Origin of the sequence: Mycobacterium sp. 012931 (assembly GCF_000419295.1) — a bacterium.
GTDB lineage: Bacteria > Actinomycetota > Actinomycetes > Mycobacteriales > Mycobacteriaceae > Mycobacterium > Mycobacterium marinum.
Genome location: NZ_AOPX01000001.1, coordinates 4,065,159 through 4,085,769 on the forward strand (window position 1 = coordinate 4,065,159; position 20,611 = coordinate 4,085,769).

Here is a 20,611-nt window from a genome sequence, read left to right on the forward strand (position 1 = left end):
GCGATTCGCCAGTACTGAAGAACCACATATGAGAATCGAGTAAAACTCTTATCCATGACTCCCTACGTCTACGCGCTCTTCTTCCTCACGCTGATCGGCGCTTTCCTGCTGGTGCGGTTCTGCCGACCGGTGGCAGTACCGCTCGATGCCTGGATCACAAGGGTCGGGCGCAAAGCACTTCCGTCGAGCGCGGGAGAGGAACCGAAGTTCGCGATGATTCGGGTAGGTTTCGGGGTCGTTCTGTCCTGGCGCGCAACCGAAGTGTTGTTACGTCTGGCCCCGGCTGACTACCGCGATCCGCAGATTCTGCTGTTCGCCATCCTGAATCTCGCCGCGGGCATCGCCGTCCTGCTAGGCGTCCTATGCCAATACACTCTGATCTTCCTCGTGGTCATTCAATGGCACCACGGTGAACTTGTGCTCGGTACCAGCACGCTGAGAAACGACGTCGCAGCGATCCTCGCCGTGCTGTTACTGCTGGTCAACAGCGGTCGGACCTTCTCGGTAGACGGGTGGATCATCAAGCGCTTCCCAAGACTGCGCGCTGCATTGCTCTACTACGCCAGCCGACCAACGCCTGCGAGCATCACGACCGCAAAATGGCTGGCGCCCTTCTCCTTCTGGCTCGTCTGCCTCTATTCACTTGCGGTGCACCTAAATGAACCCGCCTGGAAGACCGGCACCGCCGGTCCCCTGCTGTTCACCAACAATTTCATGACCGGCCCGCACGAACTCATGGCCCATCTCTTCGCCGACAACCAGTGGGCCGTGTTCTTCGCGCGGATGGCTTTGTGGTCGATGTTGCCGTGGTATGCCCTGCTGGTACCGTGCGTGCTGATCGGGTCCCTCGCCCGCGTCTATGCAATCGTCTGGGGCTTATCGTTTTTCATCTTCAGCCTGGTATTGCTGAAACTCGGTTGGCTCCCCCAGATCGAGCTTCTGCTTTGGGCGGGGATCTTCTGGTCACGAGCGGGAATCACCGCACCGGGACAACTCTCGGTGGTCTTCGATGACAAGAGCAAGCTGTGTGACCGAACGGTTCAGGCGGTACGGGCGGTCGACATCTTCGACCGCGTCAAGCTGGTGAACGCCAGTGAGAACCTGGAACTGCTTCAGTCGCACGGCATCAGCGATGAGCGGGCGCTGGCAGATCCGCACGGTATCGATGAAGTCACCGGCGGCGTGGTCTCGGGGTACGACTGCTGCACCAGGGTGACCCGAAACGTGGTTCTGCTTTGGCCGGCGTACCCCATTCTGCTCTTCGGCAAGTGGTTTCGCCTCGGAACCACCACGTACGGCTGGATCGCCGGGCGTCGACACACGCTGTTGGGTGCCTACACGAAGCCATCCGGTAAACGGCCCGCGCGTTCACTCGACGTTGCCAGCGATGACTTTTCGCAGCTGACCGTCACACACGCCATGCTGCTGCACGCCAGTTTTCTGGCCGTGTTCTTTGTGGTTGCCATCCCCGCTCCCTACATCGGACATCAGGGCCGACCCAACCCGCTGGCCGAGGGCGCACACATCTACGGCATGGCACCCATCAACGTGTTCAACGAAAATGATCTGCGCTTGGCCGAGAACTGGTTTACTTTGTCGCTGCTGACCGACCACGGCGAGACGCTGATCCCCGTCTTGGCCGAGGATGGATCGCGACTGGGCTACCACGCGTCAGATCGTGTCTATTTTGGGAAGACCGCGCAATGGCGTCGACGCCATATCGGCCAGTCGGGCTGCTTCTTCACGGAAGATCAGGCCGAGATGCGTTATCTGGTAAGTATCTATCTACGCAAACAGGATCTCCCGGCGGGCGAGTACCGGGTGCGCTATCGGCAGTACTTCGAGCCCCTGCCGGCTCCCGCCTTGATCACCCGAAACGAGTACGCGCGCCAGCCGCGCGAGATGCGTTGCACTGAAGTCTTTTCGGTGAAGTGGCCCTAAGCGGCCTGGCTCCGGCACGCCAGCAACCAGCACACCTGCCGCGCAAGTTGCCCGTTGCGTGATGACGCGGACAGCTCGGCGAGGTGTGTTCGTCCGCTCGAGGTCACATTGTCGGTGGTGAAAGTTGGCCGCACCGGAGTGGACATCTACCACCTTCGCGTCAATCGGTGAGCTCGATCGCACCGGTTCAGCGCAGCGAGCAACCGGTGAGCTCCATCCGGCTGGTTTGCGGGATGGTCATTTTCTTCGCCGGAGTCGTCATCACCGCGTATCTGTCGAAGGTATATTCCGAAACCAAGCAGCGAACCCTACGCACTCGTGAGGGAGGTTCATGGCGGAAGACGCAACGACCATGCTCGGCGATGTGGCTCGCTACTACGCATCCAAGCTCGAAGAACATGGCACCACGGCGCGCGGCGTCGATTGGAACGGCGAGGCAAGTCAGACTCTGCGCTTCGACCAACTGTTGCGCATAGTCGATGTGGCAGGCCGATTCTCGATCATTGATCTGGGTTGTGGCTATGGGGCACTGCTGGACTACCTCGACGCGCGTGGCCTCGAAGCAGACTACACCGGCATCGACGTCTCCCCTGAAATGGCACGCGCAGGGGCAAGACGCTTCCAAGGCCGGACGGATGCAGACTTCATCTGCACCACTAGCGTCGACCGGGAAGCGGACTACAGCGTCGCGAGTGGGATCTTCAATGTGCGACTCGAACGCTCGGACGCCGAATGGCGCGACTACCTCGAGGCGACGCTGGACCTGCTGGATGCGGCCAGCCGCCGCGGCTTCGCCTTCAACTGCCTGACATCCTATTCCGACGCGTCGAAAATGCGTGACGACCTCTACTATGCCGATCCCTGCGCCCTATTCGATCTTTGCAAGCGTCACTATTCGAAGAACGTCGCGCTTCTTCACGACTATGGGCTCTATGAATTCACAATTCTGGCTAGGAAGGCACCATTAAGAAACCATTGGTGATTTTCGGGAGTGGTGATATCGCCCAGCTCGCCCACTACTATTTCACGAGAGACTCCGAATACGAGGTCGTAGCCTTCACCGTCGACCGGGACTACGCGAGCGAGTCCGAGTTCTGCGGCCTACCCTTGGTGGCCTTTGACGAGGTCACCCAACGCTTCCCGCCGGAATCTCACGCCATGTTCGTGGCGCTGGCCTATGCCAAACTCAACGGCGTGCGCAAGGAAAAATATCTTGCCGCCAAGGCTCTGGGCTACGAACTCGCCAGCTACATCAGCTCCCACGCCACCGTGTTGAACGACGGGCGGATCGGCGATAACGTCTTCCTACTCGAAGACAACACCATTCAGCCATTCGTGACCATCGGAAACAATGTCACGTTGTGGAGCGGTAATCACATCGGCCATCATTCGACGATTCGCGATCACAGTTTTCTGGCTTCGCATATCGTCGTATCCGGCGGGGTGACAATTGAGGAGAAGTGCTTCATCGGCGTCAATGCAACGCTGCGTGACCACATCACCGTTGGTTCGCAGTGCGTGATCGGAGCGGGCGTCCTGCTGCTCGGCGATGCCGACCCCGATGGCCTCTATATTGGGCCCGCGACGGAGCGCCGTCCGGTGCCGAGTACGGGGTTACGGAAGATCTGAAAGAACCCGGTGGAGATGCATCAATACGGCAAAAGGCTACTGATCGTTAGACGACAACGGGAACTGCCCAGCATGGTCAGGCGCGCGATCGTGTCCGCCACCAAACATGCCCAACCCCTTGGTGATTGAGAGTTGGCGCACATGGTGGAGCACAAGATTCCTTTCAATCGCCCGTACATGACCGGCCAAGAGCTCAACTACATTGCCGAGGCCCACTCTTGCGGCCACCTGGCCGGCGACGGCCCGTTCACCTACCGGTGCCACGCCTGGCTCGAACAGCAGACCGGTTGCCGCAAGGCGCTGCTCACCCCCTCCTGCACCGCCGCATTGGAGATGATGGCCCTGCTTCTCGAGATAGAGGAGGGGGACGAAGTCATCCTGCCGTCATTCACTTTTGTCTCGACGGCCAACGCTTTTGTGCTGCGCGGAGGCGTGCCGGTCTTTGTCGATATCCGGCCCGACACCCTCAACGTTGATGAAACCCTCATCGAAGCAGCCATTACGCCTCGAACCAGGGCCATCGTCCCTGTTCACTATGCCGGCGTGGCCTGTGAAATGGACACGATCATGTCGATCGCCAAGCGCCACAAGCTAGCCGTGGTCGAAGACGCAGCCCAAGGCACGATGGCCTACTACCGCGGGCGGGCGCTCGGCAGTATCGGCGACCTCGGAGCCCTCTCATTTCATGAAACCAAGAACGTGATTTCGGGTCAGGGCTCCGGCGTTGTTGATTAGCAGGCTTGTGAGCTGGGGAATTGTGGATTAACGCCGGAACCCTGGATTTCGGGTGAGGGAGGCGCTTTGCTGGTGAACTCCGAAGAGTACATATATCGGGCAGAGATTCTCCGGGACAAAGGGACCAATCGCAGCCGCTTCCTGCGCAAGGAGGTGGACAAGTACACGTGGCAGGACAAGGGTTCTTCGTACCTGTCGAGCGAGCTGATCGCGGCCTTTCTGTGGGCACAGTTCGAGGACGCCGAGCGGATCACCCGCTCCAGGTTGGACCTGTGGAACTACTATCACGCAGGTTTCGAATCATTGGAGCAACGCGGGCTCCTACGCCGCCCGATCATCCCCGAAGGCTGCTCTCACAACGCCCACATGTACTACGTGCTGCTGGCACCGGGCACCGATCGCGCGGGTGTGCTCGCCGCGCTGGCAAAGGAAGACATAAACGCCGTCTTTCACTACGTGCCCCTGCACGATTCGCCGGCCGGCCGTCGCTACGGCCGTACCAGCGGTGACCTGACCGTCACGAACGACTCGTCTTCCCGGCTGATCCGTCTGCCGATGTGGGTCGGACTGCAGGAGGCCGATCAGAACCGGGTCGTCGACGCCTTGACGCGCATCTTGACGTTCGGCGCGTGAATGAGCGGCGAAGTGACAGACTCCTCTCCTCCCGCCGCCGAGCCTGCCGAGGAAACTGGGCCATCGACGGCTCGTCGTCGCGCTCTGAAGGCAACGGCAGCCGCGTTCTTCTGCCTGGGCATCTGGGCACTGTCGCCGATCTATCCCGACGAGATCGCCTATCGCCAACAGTTTGGGCGCATCATCCCCGACCATGGGGTCATCTATGGCCTCTATGAGATGTGCCCGTCCAACATAAAAACGGTTCCGCTCGTTTTGGAACCGGTCGCCTGGCTGCTCGGCCAAACCATGCGCATTCTGTCGCCGCTTGAAATGCGCATCCTGTCTTTCGCAGCCGTGTTGGCCGTGGTGTTCATGGCAGTCCGCCAAGCGGCTAGCAATCGGAATCCAGCTGCCGGCTACCTGGTTCTGGCTTCGTTCGTGGGGGTGGCCGGGGCCGGTCTGATCTTCGTTCGATATGAATTTGCGCTGGAACTCCAACTCCTGTCCTGTCTCGTTGCCGCGGCACGGCTGACGAGTAGACGAACCGGCGTGGCGGGAGACCTAGGCGTTGCCATCGGATTGCTCCTGGCTGCTGCGCTGTCGGTGTGGTCCCATGTCCAGGGATTACTGTTTCTGCCCCTCACCGCCTACCTCTTGGCTCGCCTAGCCGTGCGCCGGTTCGGGTCCGTGGGATTGCTGGCGGCCGCCGTTCCGTTCGTGCTGTTCGTTCCTCCGGCCATGAAGCTGCACCATTCGGCCTGCACTGAGCACCCCGAGATTGAGGCGTTCTGGCGGAGCCTGGCTTTTGATGGCTCCGACCTCGGCGCACGGAATTTGGCTGTGGCGCTGGCCAACACCGCACGCTCCTATGTTGGCAGCTTTGTCTATGCGCCACTTTTTCCAATCCGTTTTCTCCCTGGCGTCGATGCCCCGAGCGGCCCGTCACCGTGATGAACCTGTTCATCTCGGTGGTCGTCGTCCTCTTGGCGGGGCTTGTCCTTTACCTCCTGACGATGGCGTCCATTCGCTGCGGCAAGTCGATCCGGTTCCGCTCCAGGGACACCACGTTTCCCGAACGGTTCGAGAAGAATCAGCCGGTCGTCATCGCGGCACTGATCACGCTTCCCGTAGCAATTCTCTTTGTCTACGACGCACAGCACGCCTTCTATAGAAATTTCTACTTGAACCACTTGACGTCGGTCGCCGCTTGCCTGATTCTCGCGTCGGTCTCCGGTCCCCTCGCTCTCCGCTTCACCAAGGGCGCTAGCGTCCTCGTTGGAATCGTGGTCGGGGCCTCGTTGATATTCAACGCATTCCTGTTCGTACGGCCGTTGGCGAACGGGTATGAGGGCCCATCGCTATCCGTCCTGCGCAGGTGGCCGCAAGTATCGCGCGACACCGCCAAACTGGCGCGGGTGTGCAAAATGGACCTAGGGCGGGGCCGTATCATCGTCGACGATCTCACCCAGGCGGGCGTTTACTCCAGGCCAATGACCATTCCGCTGACCTACCTTCATCTGCAGGCAAATCTTGTTGGCATGAGCGCCCACGACGCCGCTATCGAGATGAAGGCCAACTATGCGATCCTGCGCTGCCCCGACTTTGACGTCTTGGGTGTTGCGCCACAGGGTAGAACCGGGGACGTCTGCTGTTACACGTTCGGCTAGATCCGGGCGCCGCAGCCGCCATCCATCACACGCTAATCATCCAGAACTGCTAGACCGAATCCTGTGCGACCATAGCCATCGCCTGGATAAATCAGAAAACGCTGTCCTTTATGGTCGAAGACGCAAGGGTACCCGACCAAATTAGCGTCCCACTCGCCAGGCGAGGCATCAATACCGTTGTCTTTACCGAGTTGCGTCCATATCACGCCGTCGTCCGACACCGCGTGATAAATGCTGTATTGTGCGCCACGCGCGCAATACCACATTCTGTACAACCCGGGATCGCGGACGACGCAGGGCCGGGCGGCAGCGATGTCATCACATCCGGCTGTATCAATAGCGACCAGTTCTTGTTTCTCCCAGTGGATGGCATCGATCGACTCCGCACTCTTAATCACGTGCGGAAGTCCGTCCATGTTTTTTGTCTTCTGTTCCCAACGCACATTCGAGCCGTACCACATGCGATATTTGTCGTCATCCCGGATTACCCAGGGATACGAAATTGAGTACGGATCCCCCTCGTCCAGCGGAACAACCGGGAATGTGGGCCAACGCTTGAACGGCCCGCCCGCTTGGCTAATGGCAAGGCCAATGGCATTTTTCCAGGGTACGGTGACGGCAAGATTCCAGCCAGGGCTCCGGCGTTCCCTGAGATTCCAGCCCATGTAGTACAGGAATCGCGTATCGCCCACGGGCACAATCGAACCCATCGATACCCCGCAGTCATCAAACATCCCGAGCGCGCCCGGCCCCAAGACCGGTTCTGGCGATATCTCCAGAACCTTGCCTCCCGCAGCCAAGTCCACTACGACACTGCCGATACTGGACCGATTCTGATCATCGCGGGTGCTGAAATAGATCCGGAAAATATCGCCGTCGACCCACTCAGCAACGGGCTGCGACGCGTGAGTGCGCGCCCAGTCAAGTTCGCCTGACGGAACAAAGATTCTGCCGAGCTTTCGCCAGGGCATCAATGCTCATTCAGGCTGCTCATTACGCGACTGTACCATCTGCGCGGCCGGGCCCGTGCGCGCCGCATGCCGGGAAGCGAAACCAAATAGCGAGCATCGCATCAGCAGGTGCATTTCAACTGCAATGGGACGACACGTAGCTAACGCCTTACATTTGAGCTTCTTCCGAACCCATGTGATGGCGACATTCAGACCTTTTCGATGGACAAATAGTCTCATTTGTGCGGGCGGGTCTGCCAGACGGGAAATGGCGTCCGGGTTTAGAACTTGTAGCGCACCAGGGTGGTACCGATCATGCGGGACACCGCTGCGCTGGGAGCCACCAGGCGCGACGTCAGCCGGGTGACCAACGGGAGTTCGGCGACCTCGGGTGCTCGGGTGAGCAAGATTTCCTCGGCCAGCTCGAGACCTGCAACCCAGCGTTCGGGTTGGCGAGGGTCGTTGAACCCGGGGTTGACCACCCCGGCGCTGATCGCGGCAAGGCTAGCCAAATGCTTGGTCGCCCAGATGGCTTGGGTGGTGTAGAGATTGAACGCAATCTCGCCGCTGGCAAAGTGGTTTGTGAGTCGACTCAGCAGCGCCGCGAAGTCATGCTGGCGCAGGAAGGCGACCAGGCCGTCGGCGATGATCACGGCTGGACGGTCGGCGGGTACCTCGTCAAGCCAGTTCGGATCGGTCAGGTCAGCGCCGATGTTGTGCGCGCCAAGCTGTGCCGGCAGTAGCCGGCGACGGAGGTCGACGATCTGTGGAAAGTCGACGTCATACCAGCCGACCGTGGATGGCGGGTTGATGCGCAGTACTCGGCTGTCCAAACCCGCACCCAGATCCAGCCCGATGGCGTCCGGGTGGCGCTCGATGAAGCGGCCGGCTACCTCGTCAAGTCGCTTGGCCCGCACCGCGATATCGAAGACCTTCGTCCTGGCGTCGATGAGCTTTGTGGTCAGCGACGGGAACTTGCCGAGATCGTAGCCAGTTTCGCCGAGGATCTCATCGGCGATCGTGTCCCCGAGGAATGGATGCGGCAAGCGGCTGTCGAGCGCTCTACCACCCAGCGTCAGAAATAGGCTCTCCTGCGCTGGCGAGAACGCGGGCATCGCGATGCTCATACCGGTTAGCCCTCCTGCTGCGGCGCACGCCTGGCCGCCCAGGAATCCTGGGCGGCCTTCGCCAGTGTGTCGTCGGTGTAGAGCCCGCGGGTATAGAGCTCAAGGGCTGGCACCGCCATGCGCTGCAGCACCTCGGGACCGAAGTGCTCATGACCGAGTGCACGCGCCATGGGAGGTGCCATCGTCAATAGGCCAAGGGCAACAAGGAGATTCAGCACGGCCAGTGCCCGTGGGTCCGAGGACGGGCGCATGCTGCCGTCGGCGGCACCTGCCCGGAAGATCGCTTCGGATTCCTCCACCATCGTGTCGACGAACGTGCCGGCGGCCGGTGCGTCGTCCTCGATTGCCCGAGCCATGTATTGCACCTGGAGCCGGTACTCCTCGGGGTTCGACAGGTAGACGCCGAGCAGATCCGCCATTGCGGTGGGACGCCCCGCGGTGCGGGCTCGCCCGACAAGGACGTTCAGTACGTACTCGTCGCAGGCCGCCCGAAGCCCGTCTTTGCTACCGAAATGGTGAAAGATCAACGCCTCGCTGACACCCGCCGATGTGGCGATGGCACGCAGATTCACCTTCTGGAAACCGTCGCGCGCGAAGCGAGCAACGGCCGCGTTGCGGATCCGCGCCTTGGCCGTCAGGTCGGCTGAGCACACACTCAGCATCCTAAGTCTGGACTCAGCGCGCGGCAAGCAGGAGTCGGCACCCACATCGCACGACGCCCCCAGGTAGCGAAGCCTCGTCCTACCAGTGGGTGGCTAGCTACTCCCTAGCCGAGGCCGGCGGGCGGAGCGCACTCGGCATAGATCACCAGAGCATCCTTTGACCTTTGAGCCCGCTTGCGCTTCTGCAACCAATGCGCCGGCCGCAGCGCGGTCTCGTTGAGAAACATGCCCGTCCATCCGGGAAAGTCGGTCTTCCACTCGACATCGCGGTTCCCGGATTGTTCGGTTCGTTCCTGCAACGAGAGCGCTTGCTTGTCGGCCTCTGCGCGGCGCACCAGTGCGTTCGACACCCCGAGCAGAAGATTGCTGAATGGGTAGGTCAGACCGACAACGTGCATCGGCGACCATCCGTGCTGGCGCGCCGCATTGCTGAGGCTGTCGATCGTGTAGCGCCGGTAGTGCCCTGCCATATCATCCTCGACTCCCCAATGCCGAGGCGAGCCCGGAACGAAGAAGACGGCCCGTCCGCCAGGCAGCAACTGCTGTGCGGCACGCTCGAAGTACTCGGTGACCAGCGGCTCGTCGAGATGCTCTAGCACCATTGAGGAAATCACGAGATCAACCGGGGCCAGCTCACCGGCACCCGCCAGCCAGTCGGAGTTGTGGACGGCAAAGCGACCAGAGTCTATGAAGTCTTGGTTGACACTCGAGGCACGCGCGAGCGCCTCCTCATTCAACTCATAGCCCACGCCCGACCAGCCGCGCGATAGCAACAGGTTTGAGACGTGGCCCGATCCGACACCAACCTCAACAAAGGAGCCCGGAGTCCAAGCCGCACTGCGCTCCTTCAGGTACAGATGTTGCAGAATCGTCCCCGGTGGGTAGACCACCCTATTCTTTGTTCGAACTGTGTCGCGCATGGGCCCTTTTGTTTGATAGGAGTTATTCGCGCATGGATTAAACCAGAAACGCTCCATTGGAAGATCCGCTCCATAGCGGCGGACGCGCCAATACTTTATCTTAGGTAGTCGCTCCTGTCACCGTATCGCAAAGCTTGGCTCCGTTGTTTCACCCAGTTGTTTCACCAGCGCCGGCGCGGGCCAATGATGCGGCCGTCACGGCACCGGAATATCTGGCAGCAACATCCCGCTGCGCATCCGGCGTTCAAGTGGGCGGCACCGGCATCCGCCAAATAAATTAACCCTGACCCTTCCGATACAAGCGCCGCTCCGGCGGCTGGTAATACTCGTCGAGACTGGTCACCACGCGGGTGTACCACCCGAGCAGTTGCTGGGTTCGCGCGGGCTGATCCAAGATCACCGTATCGCCCAACGCGCGGACGTAATCGATCTGCTGCTTGAAAAACGAGCGGCTGAATTGGTGATTGATCGCTAGGCGGTCTTTACCGGAGATGTTCCGTCCGGCCGCATCCCACAAAGTGGAGTCAAAAACGAGCATCGCGCCGGCGGGGCACTCGACTGCAACCGCGTTGCGGGTGAGGTAGCTGGCGTCCGGCTTCTCCGCACGCTGGTGTGTTCCTGGCACTACGAGCGTCGCCCCATTGTCCCGGGTGAAGGGATCGATAGCGAACATCACATTCACCGAGGCAACGTAGCCCGACAGCACCCGGGGAAAGTCCTGGTGAAATGCGTTCTGGAACACCTCGGGCGTGGCAACAGACGGGAACGACGGAAGGATGAAGCCGTTTTGCAGATGAAGGATCGCGGTGTCGGAGAGCACGCGATCCACAACATTTAGAACTTCAGGGATTTCGAGAAATGCAAAAAAAATGCGGATCGTATTTCATCATGAGCCGGAGAACGCCGAGTTCACCGGCTATCGAGAGCCGCTCCTGGCCAGGGCTCCGGCGTTCCCTGCGCTCCTGGCCGATCTCGCTGAGAATTCGCTCCTGCACCAGGTACATACGATCGCGGGTTGTGGCGAGAAACCCGCATCAAGCACATCTTCGACAACTGCGTAACCTACGCAGTGCAGCGCGTCCTGCAGCTGGACCAGCCATGGACTGGCATCACACTCGACGGCTGTCATAGCCCTCGATCGCCCCGCGGCGAACGAACCGGATCCGCGCCGAAGCGTTCCCAGCTCGCCGGGGGCATGGCGCGGAAAGCGGCCTCAAGCGACGCCGGCCCCTGGGACGTGAAGTTCGGCCCGTAGATTCTTCGGATTATCGTGTACGGCCGCTGCTTGGTTTCGGTGAAGATCTTCGAAATATAGATTCCAATCAGCCCCAGGCAGAAAATCGTCAGGCCACCCCAGCATCCAGATGGAAACAATCAATGACGGCCAACCACCGAGCAAGACCCGGAAGAAAAGCCGATCGATGATCAAGTATCCCGCGGCCAAGCTGGAAATCATGAAAATTACAGCACCGAGATAGAAAATGAAGACCAGGGGTTTGTTACTAAATGATGTGACATTGTCGACCAACGCCTTGACCTTGTGCGCGAAGGTATATGTGGTTGTTCCCTTCGACGCCTTGTGCACAGACATCGGAATCTGATTGAAACCCGTAATCTGCCACAGGCCGGCGATCGAGAGTTCTCGCTCCTGGTGCTGGACCAGACAGCGCACATAATCGGCTCTCATCAACCGGACGGTGAGGACGTTTTCGTGCAGCGGTGGGTTGCACAGCATCGCGGACGCGCGATAGTGCATCTTGGGGCCAAAGTTCTTCCACCAGCTGCCAGGGCGCTGCGCCTGGCAACCAAATACCACGTCAGCGTCGGTCGCTATCAGCTTCTCGTAGAACTGTTCGAGGAGGGCGGGATCCTCCTCCAGGTCTGAGTCGATCAGAAAAACGAGATCACCGGTGGCGTGCGCCAAGCCGGTCATCATCGCCTTGTGATGACCGAAGTTTCGTGACAGCTGAATCACCCGCACGCTGGGATCTTTACCGAGCAACGAAACCGCCTGATCAAGCGATCCGTCCGGCGAGCCGTCATCGACGAAGATCATCTCGACGTCGCTCGTAATCTTCTCCGCCGCCGCGCGAACTCGCCGGTAGAACTCGAGCACATACGGCTCGGACATGTACAGGGTCGTTACGATCGAGAGACGCATTGCCAATCCAATCCACCGCTGCAGAGCATCTTTCCCGGGGATCATACCGAGGGCACACGGGCATGGCGGCAGTTTTGGACTCGTTGGATTCGCCGATCGAGAACTCGATGATCACTTTGACTGTTCGCATTTGCCGGTCTCGATATCGACCATTGGCGGATTACCCGAAAAACGCCCCCGCTGAAAATATTTCAGCTCCTCGCCGCCGGCTCAGGCAATCGAACACGCCACACATTGCATAATCGAAAAAGTGACCATCCCCGGCAATTTCGCCAACTCTGCGCCGAAACTGCTTAGGCCATACCAAGCACTCCGCGGGCGGTGATCTCGATCTGACGATCAAGGGGTGCGCTAGCCAAATCCCACTTCTGGCACAGCCGCTGCCAATCCCGGCCGTCAGAATGGTATTGATCCGGATTGCGGGGATCGATCTCGTCGCGGCTGATCACCGCATCGGGGCGCACCACCGCGGCGACCCGCGCGGCAAGCTCGGCCATCTCCACCAGCTCGCCGCCGCTGTCGATGGTGACCGGGCCAATCCCGCCCTCGGCGATCGCCACCGCCAGCAGCTCTTCAGCTAGGGAATACCGACGGAATACCGGGCGGCGGGCGGTGATCCGGATCGCCCCCGAACTGGCTGCCCGGATCATCGACCCCAGCGCGTAGGCCTCCGGCTTCTGCACGTGAGCACCCGAGATACTCCAGGCCCGCACGACCGCGGGCACCGTCCCGGCCTCGGCAGCGGCCTGCGCCAGGCGCTGCTCGGCCTCACGCTTGAGGTAGCCATACGGGTTGTCCTCGATCGGGTCCATCAGCGCGTCTCGCGGATAGACCGCCGCACCGCTGGAGACCGTGAGCGCGAGCCGGACGTCGGGTAGCTGTGTCGCGTAGACCAGGCGCTCGGTGAGGGCACGGTTGGCGCCAACATATTCGCCCAGCGGCATGCCGGCGACTAGGTCGCGCGTAAGAAACGCACAGTCCAGCACGACCGTGGGCGCAAAGGAGGCCACTTCCCGCTCGTCCCATACCCGGCAATCGATGTCGCGATCCCCGACCCGAATGGTCCGGGCCCGGCTGGCCAGGGCCAGCGTGGGCAGGCCCAGCGGGGCCAGCAGATCCAGTGCGGTGCGCCCGAGCCAGCCCGATGCGCCGGTGACAAGCACTCGGTCCTCGCCAAGCGCCCGCGCCGCCAGTGCGCGCGCGCTCGCATTCACCAATGTCGTCACGGAGCAAGTCCACCCGTGGAGCAGTTCAGGTGCGCACGGCCAGGAGCCTGCGGCCGCGCGGGCCGGCATTCCTACGTACTCCGATTCACCTCGACGGCAATGTCTTTCGGCTCTGCTGAGCATCAACACAGCGGCGCCGGCGCGCGAGCCACATGGCCCCGAGCGCGGCCAGCGAGCCGGTGGTCCCGCGCAACACCGGACCCCGCATCGCCAACCCGTACCAGTGCAGATACGAGGGCAACCAGCCGACCAGGTCGAACTTGCTGGTGCCGGCGGTCCGGTCTTCCCAGCTGCTGGGCACCTCATCGACGCGAAAGCCCATCAAGTGCGCCTTCGTGGTGAGTTCCAAACCCACCTCAAACCCCTTGATGCTCTCCACTGGAACTTCATCGAGGAAACGCCGGCTGTATCCGCGGAAGTTGGTCGTCGCATCATGGGTGGGCATCCTGCCCACGTAATGCAGGCTGAGCCCGGCCGTCCTCGACATCAGCGTCTTCAACCGGGGCCCGCCGGTCTGCGAGCCGCCGGGCATGTACCGCGAACCGCTGACGATGTCGGCTCCCTCGTCGCGAATCTTGGCTGCCATCAACGGAATCACCGACGGCGGATCAGACAGGTCGGCCATGCTGGTCACGACGACGTCCCCACGGGCCGCCGCAAAGCCGGCGATCAGGGCATTGGCCACGCCCTTGCCGATGGAGTTGCGGACCAACCGCAGCGTCCCCGGCTTGTCTGGCATCGCCGCGAGCGCCGGTAACGTCGTGTCCTCGTCGAAGTCGTAGCAGACGAGTAATTCGTGGGGCACGTCCGACAACGCCTCGGTCAATCTGCGGACGCAGACTTGAATGTTCTCGCCCTCGTTGTAGACCGGGATCACCACGCTGATCAGGCGCTCGTCGTCGAGGTCGGTTCGTTCTTTGCGGGCACGAATCACGAACTGCTTGCCGAAAATCGGCCACGCCGCCCGGGAACGCAGGTACTGCCGCACCAAGATTGGCGCCTGCGGCCAGGGCGACCTCGTCGTATAGGGCAAGAACCGGTCGTAGTCGTCGACGATCCTCAGATGCTGGGATTCGAGCACCTCAATGAGCGAACGGTCGCTGATCGGCACCGTGTGGTCCCAGAAATCCCAATAGTCGCCACTGAGAAAGCGAATATTGGGCCCCATCGCTATGAGGTGCCCCCCGGGCGTGAGCACACGGTGTGCCTCAGCGATGGTGCGCTCCACCTCGGCCTTGCTCTGCAGGTGCTCGAGCAGGTTGCTGGTGAAAACCACATCCACCGACTCGTCGGCCAAGAAGCTGAGATCATCGGCCCGCCCGCCGTGGAACTCGATGCCGGGCTCGAGCATGTCGGCGCTGTCGGGATTCAGATCGACACCGATCCGACGTGCGGCGCAGACATGATTGAGGAACTCGCCGTAACCACAGCCGAGATCGAGCACCGTGTCGCTGCGCCTGACCCACGCTTGAAAGAAATCGCGAACTAGTACGGCCCAAATGGCGGCACGCGATTCGCGGGCGTGGCCAAAGCGATTGCGATAGAGCTGCTGCAGGTCGGGTTCACCTGCGATGCGCATGGCGTCCTCGTGGGTAGCACCAATACACGTCAGATCGTCCCGGCCTCAACCGCGTTCACGATCCACGGGATGACTTCGTCGAGCATGGCGTCAAGCGTAGTCGTCGCCTCGAAGCCGAGTACCTGGGTCGCTTTGTGAACGTCGGGAGAGCGCAGCTGCACGTCGTGCTCGAATGGCGGATCACTTTCGTAACGGAAGGGAGTGTCAGGGCGCATCTTGCGCCAGATCACTTCTGCCAGTTCCAGCACGGTGGTGGCTTCCGGGGTCGACAGGTTGAAGTCGCCGTTGAGTGCCGCGGGGTGCTCCATGCAGGTGCGAATCCCCCGGGCCAGGTCCCCACCGTAGGTGTAGTGGCGTACCTGGCTACCGTCCCCCAGGATGTGCAGCGGATCTTGGCCCTTGACGACCTTCTGGACCAGGTCTGGCACGACGTGGCTCATCGCGAGTTTGACATTTCCGCTTGGGATTTCACGGCCACCAAGCGCGCGTTGTTCACCGGTTCCGACACAGTTGAAGGGCCGAATGATGGTGTACGGCAGCCCGTACTGCTCGTAGGCACCATGGGCGAAGTACTCGCAGGCCAGCTTCTGGAAGCCGTAAGTGCTTGTTGGAGGCGGGCATTCGGTGATGTGCTTTTCCGGCGTCGGGAAAATGCTGGCGTTCTCGAACACCATGGAAGAACTGATCACGTTGATCTTCTTCAGCCAACCCTTGCGGTATGCATAGATCGCCGTGTCAAAGTGGGCAGCCGCAATTCGCTCGTTCTCGGCCAGCAAGTCGTAGGCGTACTCGTGAAAATAGGTGATGCCACCGATGCGGGCGGCGCTGGCCACCATCTGCTCGCAACCCTCGACCAGGTCGAACATCAGGTCAACGTCTTTGACGTCGCCCTCGACGAAGTGGTAGTTGGGGTGGTCGTCGTAGCTCTTCGTTACCTTGCCGTACTTGGAATAGTTGTCGATGCCGACCACTTCGTGCCCAGCCTGCAACAGCTCTTGGACGACGTACCCGTTGATGAATCCTGCACTGCCGGTTACCAGTACCTTCACCGGGCCGCCGCCGTCCCCAGGTCCGCCAGGTTCGCCCCGTTGCACGGGTCAACGTCGAGCTCGGTGACGTCCAGACACCCCCAGACATCCTCAACCACTTTGCCGCGCGGGACCCGAAGGCCCCGATAGGCGGAGTGGGGCACGCCTACAACAATGACGTCGGACCGGTCCACCACGGTCTGCAGCGGGTGGTAATCCTTGCCCTCGAGGAATGGGTCGTGCAAGATCACTTCCTTTGCTTCCAGCATCAGCAGGTGCCTGAGTTTAAAGCTGAGCGAGTCGCGCGTGTCGTCGCAGTCGGCCTTGAACGTCATACCGAGTATGCCAACCGTCTTGTCACGCAGATTAACCCGGCGCTTGAGCATGTTGACGATGAACTGCGGCTGGCCTTCGTTGATCAGCATGGCCGAATGCCCGAGCATGAAGTTGTTGTTGCTGAACGCGGCGAGCTGCATGGTGTCCTTGAGCAAGCACGGGCCGGCCGCGAGTCCGGCCCTCGGCAGGCTGTCGACGCGGCTGTTCTTGTAGGTCGCGGCATGGTGAACTCGGTCGAAATCGAGCCCCGCCTCGCGACTGAGCAGGTAAAACTGGTTGGCGACCGCGAACTGGATATAGCGGTAGCTGTTGCAGAAGAGCTTGGCCAGCTCAGCTTCTTGCGGCTCGACCTTGATGATCTCACTGGCTATCCCGGAGAAGAGCTCGCGGACCACCCGAAGTCCCTCGGCGTCGAATCCGCTGATGATCTGCGGGATGATCCGCAATTCCCGGATCGAATGTCCTTGGGCGATGCGCTCCGGACAGAAGGTGACGTGAACGCCAATCCCACGTTCGGAGAACATGTCGTGGACCCGCTGGCTCAGTTCCGGGTAGACGGTGCTTCGCAGGATCAGGGTCTGCCCATCGTGGAAGTACGGGCTGATCTCATCGATCACCCGAAAGAACGTGTGCGCCTGAGGCGTTAGGTATTCGTCGACCGGAGTCCCCACCACACAGATCACGATGTCGGAGTTGCGGACCACCTGCGAATCGGTGCTACCGCTGATTCGCCCGGTTGGCAGCAGCCGCTTGAGGAGATCCTCGGCTCCGGTCTCGATGAAAGGCATCCGCCCGGCCATGATGGTTTCCAAGGCTTCGGCGTTGGTGTCGAGGATGTCAACGTTGTACCCCTCGTCGGCAAGCACCAGCGCCAGCGGAAGCCCGACGCGGCCGGCGCCCCCGACAATACAGATCCGTTCGGACGGTTGAGTTGTCACGCGAACCGCCGCCTCCCCTTCATGCTCTCGGCCTCGTTAAGGGGTTGGACCATAACAAGGGCCGGTCGTTTGTCTAGATAGGTCTATATGGATGGTGTTGGAGCCTACGAGATCACCGCCAGAGCCTGCGGCATTTCTCGCGAACCAACAAGGCCGGTCCTCCCCGCGGCTCCGTTGACGGCGGCAGCCTTTCGCTACAGCATTTCACGCGCGCCGCGAGCTTGTCTTTTGAATGGTGAAGATCCGGATTCCGGCCGCGCCGGCCCGCCCGGATTCTCGAGTTCTGGCCCGTGCCTACTTGGTTGCAGGTAACTTGGCTGACCATGGGGCCGGCGGGGGGCTGGATCATGCACACCAGCAGCGAAGCAGCGCGCAGAAAGCTGCGTTATGGCGCGGTAGCGCTGGTGTTTCTGCCCATCGGACAGGGCCTCATCCAGGTGCTGGGCCCGTGGCTGCACAACTACACCATCGCCTCGCTGCTGGCCGCGGGCGTGGCCACCATTCCCAACTTCTTCGCCAACAAGCACTTCGTTTGGCGGGCAACGTCGGGGGGCGATCTGCACAAGCAGGTGCTGTTGTTCTGGACGATGGTGATGCTTGCCGTCGTTCTGGCCACCAGCTTCACCTACCTCGTCGACCGCGCGATGGCCGCTGAGCCAACGCCGGTGCATGGCCTCGCCGTATTCTTCGCCCAGGTGCTTGGCTTCGGTGTCGCATGGGTCGGCCGCTTCTTACTCCTGGACAGGTGGCTCTTCAGGCTCGACCAACGTCCGGCCGGACACACCCACCTGGTCTTCAGCGAGATGCGGGCCTGATCCGGGATAACTTGCACGCATGCTTTCAACGCAGTCGGAGCGCGCCAGCTCCTGGTTTTCGGAGACGACATGGGGCTCCGCACGCTGGCAGCGTTGCCTGGCCGCACTTGTTGCCGTGGTCTTTTTCTGGCCTCAGGTACCCGTCGAAGCCCCAACCGGGGTAGACCCGTCCTGGCAGGCCGCGGTGGCGCTGGGCCAAATCCGCCACCTCGCGTGGGGACCCCAAATCGTCTTCACCTACGGACCGCTGGCCTTTCTGCAGGACAGTTCCTACTACTCACCGCTTCAGGCCGTGCTGTCGACGATCTATCAGGTAATCGTCGTGGCAGCGCTGTTCCTGGGTATCGCCGCGGCGCTGCGCCAACGACACCCACCGATGACATCGCTCGCATTGGCGTTCGTGACCACCGGCGTCACCGCCATCGCGATGGGGACCATGTACCCCGAAATGGTCGTGCTGGCGGCCTTGGCGTGGGCCAGTGTTCCCCTGTTGCGGTCCGACCCGCAACGGTCGACGGTCTTCATCACCGCCACCGCGCTCGGCGTGGTGGCGGGATTTGAGCTGCTGGTCAAGTTCAACACCGGCCCAGTGGTCTTGGCCATCGCCCTGGGCATGTCGCTGCTGCTGGATTGGAAAGCACGGTGGCGGCACTGCGCTACTGTCGCCGCGTTCGCCGCCACCGTTCCGGTCTGCTGGCCGCTCATGGGGCAACCACTGGGCAACCTGCCAACGTGGCTGCGGCTCAGCTCCGAGATCGTGTCCGGATACATCGATGCGCAGTCAGTGCCGATCCCCTTGGATGCCGGCGGCGCCGTCACCTTGACCCTGGTCTGGTTCGTTGCGCTTTTCGTCATGTTCTTTCGCGGCAGCCCGCAGATCCCACGCAAGTATGTGGTGCTGGTCGGGGTGACAACCGTGCTTGTCGCCAAGAGTGCGTTCGGACGCTACGACACGATTCACTTCGCCGCCCTGCTCGGACTGATGGTCGTTGCGATGGCGGTGGGGGGTGTGTTCGAAATACTTCCTCGGGCAGCCAAGTTCGTCGTCGTCGCCGTCGTCGTGATCTTTGTTGCCGGCGTGGTGGCGATCGAACTGCGCCCCCTCGGGGTGATACAGGCACCAGTGCGCGCACTCGACCGATTGGCAACCGTCGCCGTACCAGGTCACGCCCGCAGCCATATCGAGGAGGCCAAGGCACGCCAGCGTCGGCTCTATGATATTCCCAGCCGCTTCGTCAAGACGATCGGGCCGGATCCGGTTCACATCGACCCGGATGAAACCTCAGCCGTGTGGGCCTACGACTTCGCCTGGCACCCGGCGCCGATATTCCAGACCTACTCGGTCTACACACCGGCGCTGGACAAGCTAAACCGCGACACCCTCGCGGCCGGGCCGCAGTTCGTCCTGTCGCTGCGATCGGCGACCTCGCCCGCCACCGGTATCAACGGACGGCTCGGCGTGCAGGAGAACCCGCTGTATTCGCGCGCACTGCTGTGCGATTTCCGCCGCAGCGCGGTGGAAGACCATTGGGCGCTGTTCACCCATACCCAGCCCCTGTGCGGACCGCTCACCCCGATCTCAGAAGTCGTTGTCCACGACGGCAAGCCCGTCCCGGTGCCCAAACCAAGCGGACCGGACGTGGCCGTCCTGGTCGGCGTTGATCTGGAGCCAACCTTCATCGACCGGCTTTTCATGGGATCGCTCGTTCCCCTGACCTCTTTCACGGTGAACCTGGACGGCGTCAGCTATCGCCTCATCGCCGGCAACGCCGCGGAGCCGTTTCTGATCAAGACGCCCGATTCCGTCAGCGCCACCAATCTCGAGATCGACTCCCGCACAATCGGTGTTGACCGGAGCCGGTCGCTGGGCCAGGGCAAGCCCACGGCGCGGCTGCGCTTTTACGAGATGCACGTCAGCCCCTGACGCTGGACGCGCTTGGTCATTTGCACCGAGCCAGCTGCGTGTCGGGCCTCATCCGGCGCCGACCACCGGCGCAAGATGATTCTTCGGACCCTCTTGGGACGTCAACACTCAAAGATAAGGGGACGAAATGAGCGATCACACCTACCGGGTAATCGAGATCGTCGGAAGCTCGGCCGACGGAGTCGACGCGGCAATCCGCAACGGTTTGACCCGGGCCGCCCAGACTATGCGCGCCCTGGACTGGTTCGAAGTCGAATCAGTGCGCGGCCATCTGGTTGACGGCGCCGTCGGCCACTTTCAGGTGACCATGAAGGTGGGCTTCCGGCTCGAAGATTCTTAGCGCTAGAACGCCCCTGGG

At 61.4% G+C, this 20,611-nt stretch carries 16 protein-coding genes and 3 pseudogenes; 9 read left to right on the forward strand and 10 right to left on the reverse strand.

What is annotated here, in order from left to right; translation table 11 throughout:
- Nucleotides 1-54: 54 nt before the first annotated feature.
- The 6 genes and pseudogenes from MMSP_RS17805 to MMSP_RS28770 all read left to right on the forward strand — a co-directional run bounded on the left by MMSP_RS17805 (nt 55) and on the right by MMSP_RS28770 (nt 6,587).
- On the forward strand, nt 55-1,941 hold the full coding sequence (locus MMSP_RS17805; protein WP_020787753.1) for a DCC1-like thiol-disulfide oxidoreductase family protein: 1,887 nt from the start codon (nt 55-57) through the stop codon (nt 1,939-1,941).
- 331 nt (nt 1,942-2,272) lie between these two features.
- Entirely contained in the window at nt 2,273-2,923 is a 651-nt protein-coding gene (locus MMSP_RS17810) for a class I SAM-dependent methyltransferase (RefSeq protein WP_036426676.1), read from the forward strand.
- Entirely contained in the window at nt 2,905-3,570 is a 666-nt protein-coding gene (locus MMSP_RS17815; RefSeq protein WP_036426678.1) for an acetyltransferase, read from the forward strand. The genes MMSP_RS17810 and MMSP_RS17815 overlap by 19 nt, the downstream gene beginning before the upstream one ends.
- Nucleotides 3,571-3,711: 141 nt before the next feature.
- Nucleotides 3,712-4,938, forward strand: a pseudogene (locus MMSP_RS28760) (dTDP-4-amino-4,6-dideoxygalactose transaminase).
- Complete coding sequence (locus MMSP_RS28765; protein WP_020787760.1) at nt 4,939-5,871, forward strand: hypothetical protein; 933 nt, start codon at nt 4,939-4,941, stop codon at nt 5,869-5,871.
- A complete protein-coding gene (locus tag MMSP_RS28770; protein ID WP_232022819.1) occupies nt 5,871-6,587 on the forward strand; it encodes a hypothetical protein in 717 nt (238 codons plus the stop codon). The genes MMSP_RS28765 and MMSP_RS28770 overlap by 1 nt, the downstream gene beginning before the upstream one ends.
- Before the next feature lie 32 nt (nt 6,588-6,619).
- Here the strand turns inward: MMSP_RS28770 and MMSP_RS17835 are convergent, their stop codons facing one another.
- From MMSP_RS17835 to MMSP_RS17880, 10 genes and pseudogenes are all read right to left on the reverse strand, one after another.
- Complete coding sequence (locus MMSP_RS17835) at nt 6,620-7,558, reverse strand: hypothetical protein (protein ID WP_036426680.1); 939 nt, start codon at nt 7,556-7,558, stop codon at nt 6,620-6,622.
- A 260-nt stretch (nt 7,559-7,818) separates the two neighbouring features.
- Nucleotides 7,819-8,664 (reverse strand): class I SAM-dependent methyltransferase, encoded by an 846-nt coding sequence (locus MMSP_RS17840; protein WP_020787763.1) that lies wholly within the window; start codon nt 8,662-8,664, stop codon nt 7,819-7,821.
- Nucleotides 8,665-8,669: 5 nt separating this feature from the next.
- The gene (locus MMSP_RS17845; protein WP_020787764.1) at nt 8,670-9,317 is read right to left on the reverse strand and encodes a TetR/AcrR family transcriptional regulator; all 648 of its coding nucleotides are present in this window, start codon (nt 9,315-9,317) and stop codon (nt 8,670-8,672) included.
- 113 nt (nt 9,318-9,430) lie between these two features.
- On the reverse strand, nt 9,431-10,303 hold the full coding sequence (locus MMSP_RS17850) for a bifunctional 2-polyprenyl-6-hydroxyphenol methylase/3-demethylubiquinol 3-O-methyltransferase UbiG (RefSeq protein ID WP_235065792.1): 873 nt from the start codon (nt 10,301-10,303) through the stop codon (nt 9,431-9,433).
- A gap of 220 nt (nt 10,304-10,523) precedes the next feature.
- Nucleotides 10,524-11,375, reverse strand: a pseudogene (locus MMSP_RS17855) (phytanoyl-CoA dioxygenase family protein).
- Nucleotides 11,372-12,407, reverse strand: a pseudogene (locus tag MMSP_RS17860) (glycosyltransferase family 2 protein). The pseudogenes MMSP_RS17855 and MMSP_RS17860 overlap by 4 nt, the downstream one beginning before the upstream one ends.
- A gap of 293 nt (nt 12,408-12,700) precedes the next feature.
- Nucleotides 12,701-13,633, reverse strand: coding sequence for an NAD-dependent epimerase/dehydratase family protein (locus MMSP_RS17865; RefSeq protein ID WP_020787768.1), 933 nt, complete (start codon nt 13,631-13,633; stop codon nt 12,701-12,703).
- 85 nt (nt 13,634-13,718) lie between these two features.
- Complete coding sequence (locus MMSP_RS17870) at nt 13,719-15,212, reverse strand: glycosyltransferase (RefSeq protein ID WP_020787769.1); 1,494 nt, start codon at nt 15,210-15,212, stop codon at nt 13,719-13,721.
- A 29-nt stretch (nt 15,213-15,241) separates the two neighbouring features.
- Nucleotides 15,242-16,261 (reverse strand): NAD(P)-dependent oxidoreductase, encoded by a 1,020-nt coding sequence (locus tag MMSP_RS17875; protein WP_020787770.1) that lies wholly within the window; start codon nt 16,259-16,261, stop codon nt 15,242-15,244.
- A complete protein-coding gene (locus MMSP_RS17880) occupies nt 16,258-17,514 on the reverse strand; it encodes a nucleotide sugar dehydrogenase (RefSeq protein ID WP_020787771.1) in 1,257 nt (418 codons plus the stop codon). Before MMSP_RS17880 ends, MMSP_RS17875 begins: the two co-directional genes overlap by 4 nt.
- Before the next feature lie 323 nt (nt 17,515-17,837).
- Between MMSP_RS17880 and MMSP_RS17885 the strand changes: the two genes are divergently transcribed.
- The 3 genes from MMSP_RS17885 to MMSP_RS17895 all read left to right on the forward strand — a co-directional run bounded on the left by MMSP_RS17885 (nt 17,838) and on the right by MMSP_RS17895 (nt 20,593).
- Nucleotides 17,838-18,329, forward strand: a complete 492-nt coding sequence (locus tag MMSP_RS17885; RefSeq protein WP_036426682.1) for a GtrA family protein — start codon at nt 17,838-17,840, stop codon at nt 18,327-18,329.
- A gap of 19 nt (nt 18,330-18,348) precedes the next feature.
- Nucleotides 18,349-20,253, forward strand: a complete 1,905-nt coding sequence (locus MMSP_RS17890; RefSeq protein WP_020787773.1) for a hypothetical protein — start codon at nt 18,349-18,351, stop codon at nt 20,251-20,253.
- A 127-nt stretch (nt 20,254-20,380) separates the two neighbouring features.
- The gene (locus MMSP_RS17895; protein ID WP_011739649.1) at nt 20,381-20,593 is read left to right on the forward strand and encodes a dodecin; all 213 of its coding nucleotides are present in this window, start codon (nt 20,381-20,383) and stop codon (nt 20,591-20,593) included.
- The last annotated feature ends 18 nt before the right edge of the window (nt 20,594-20,611 follow it).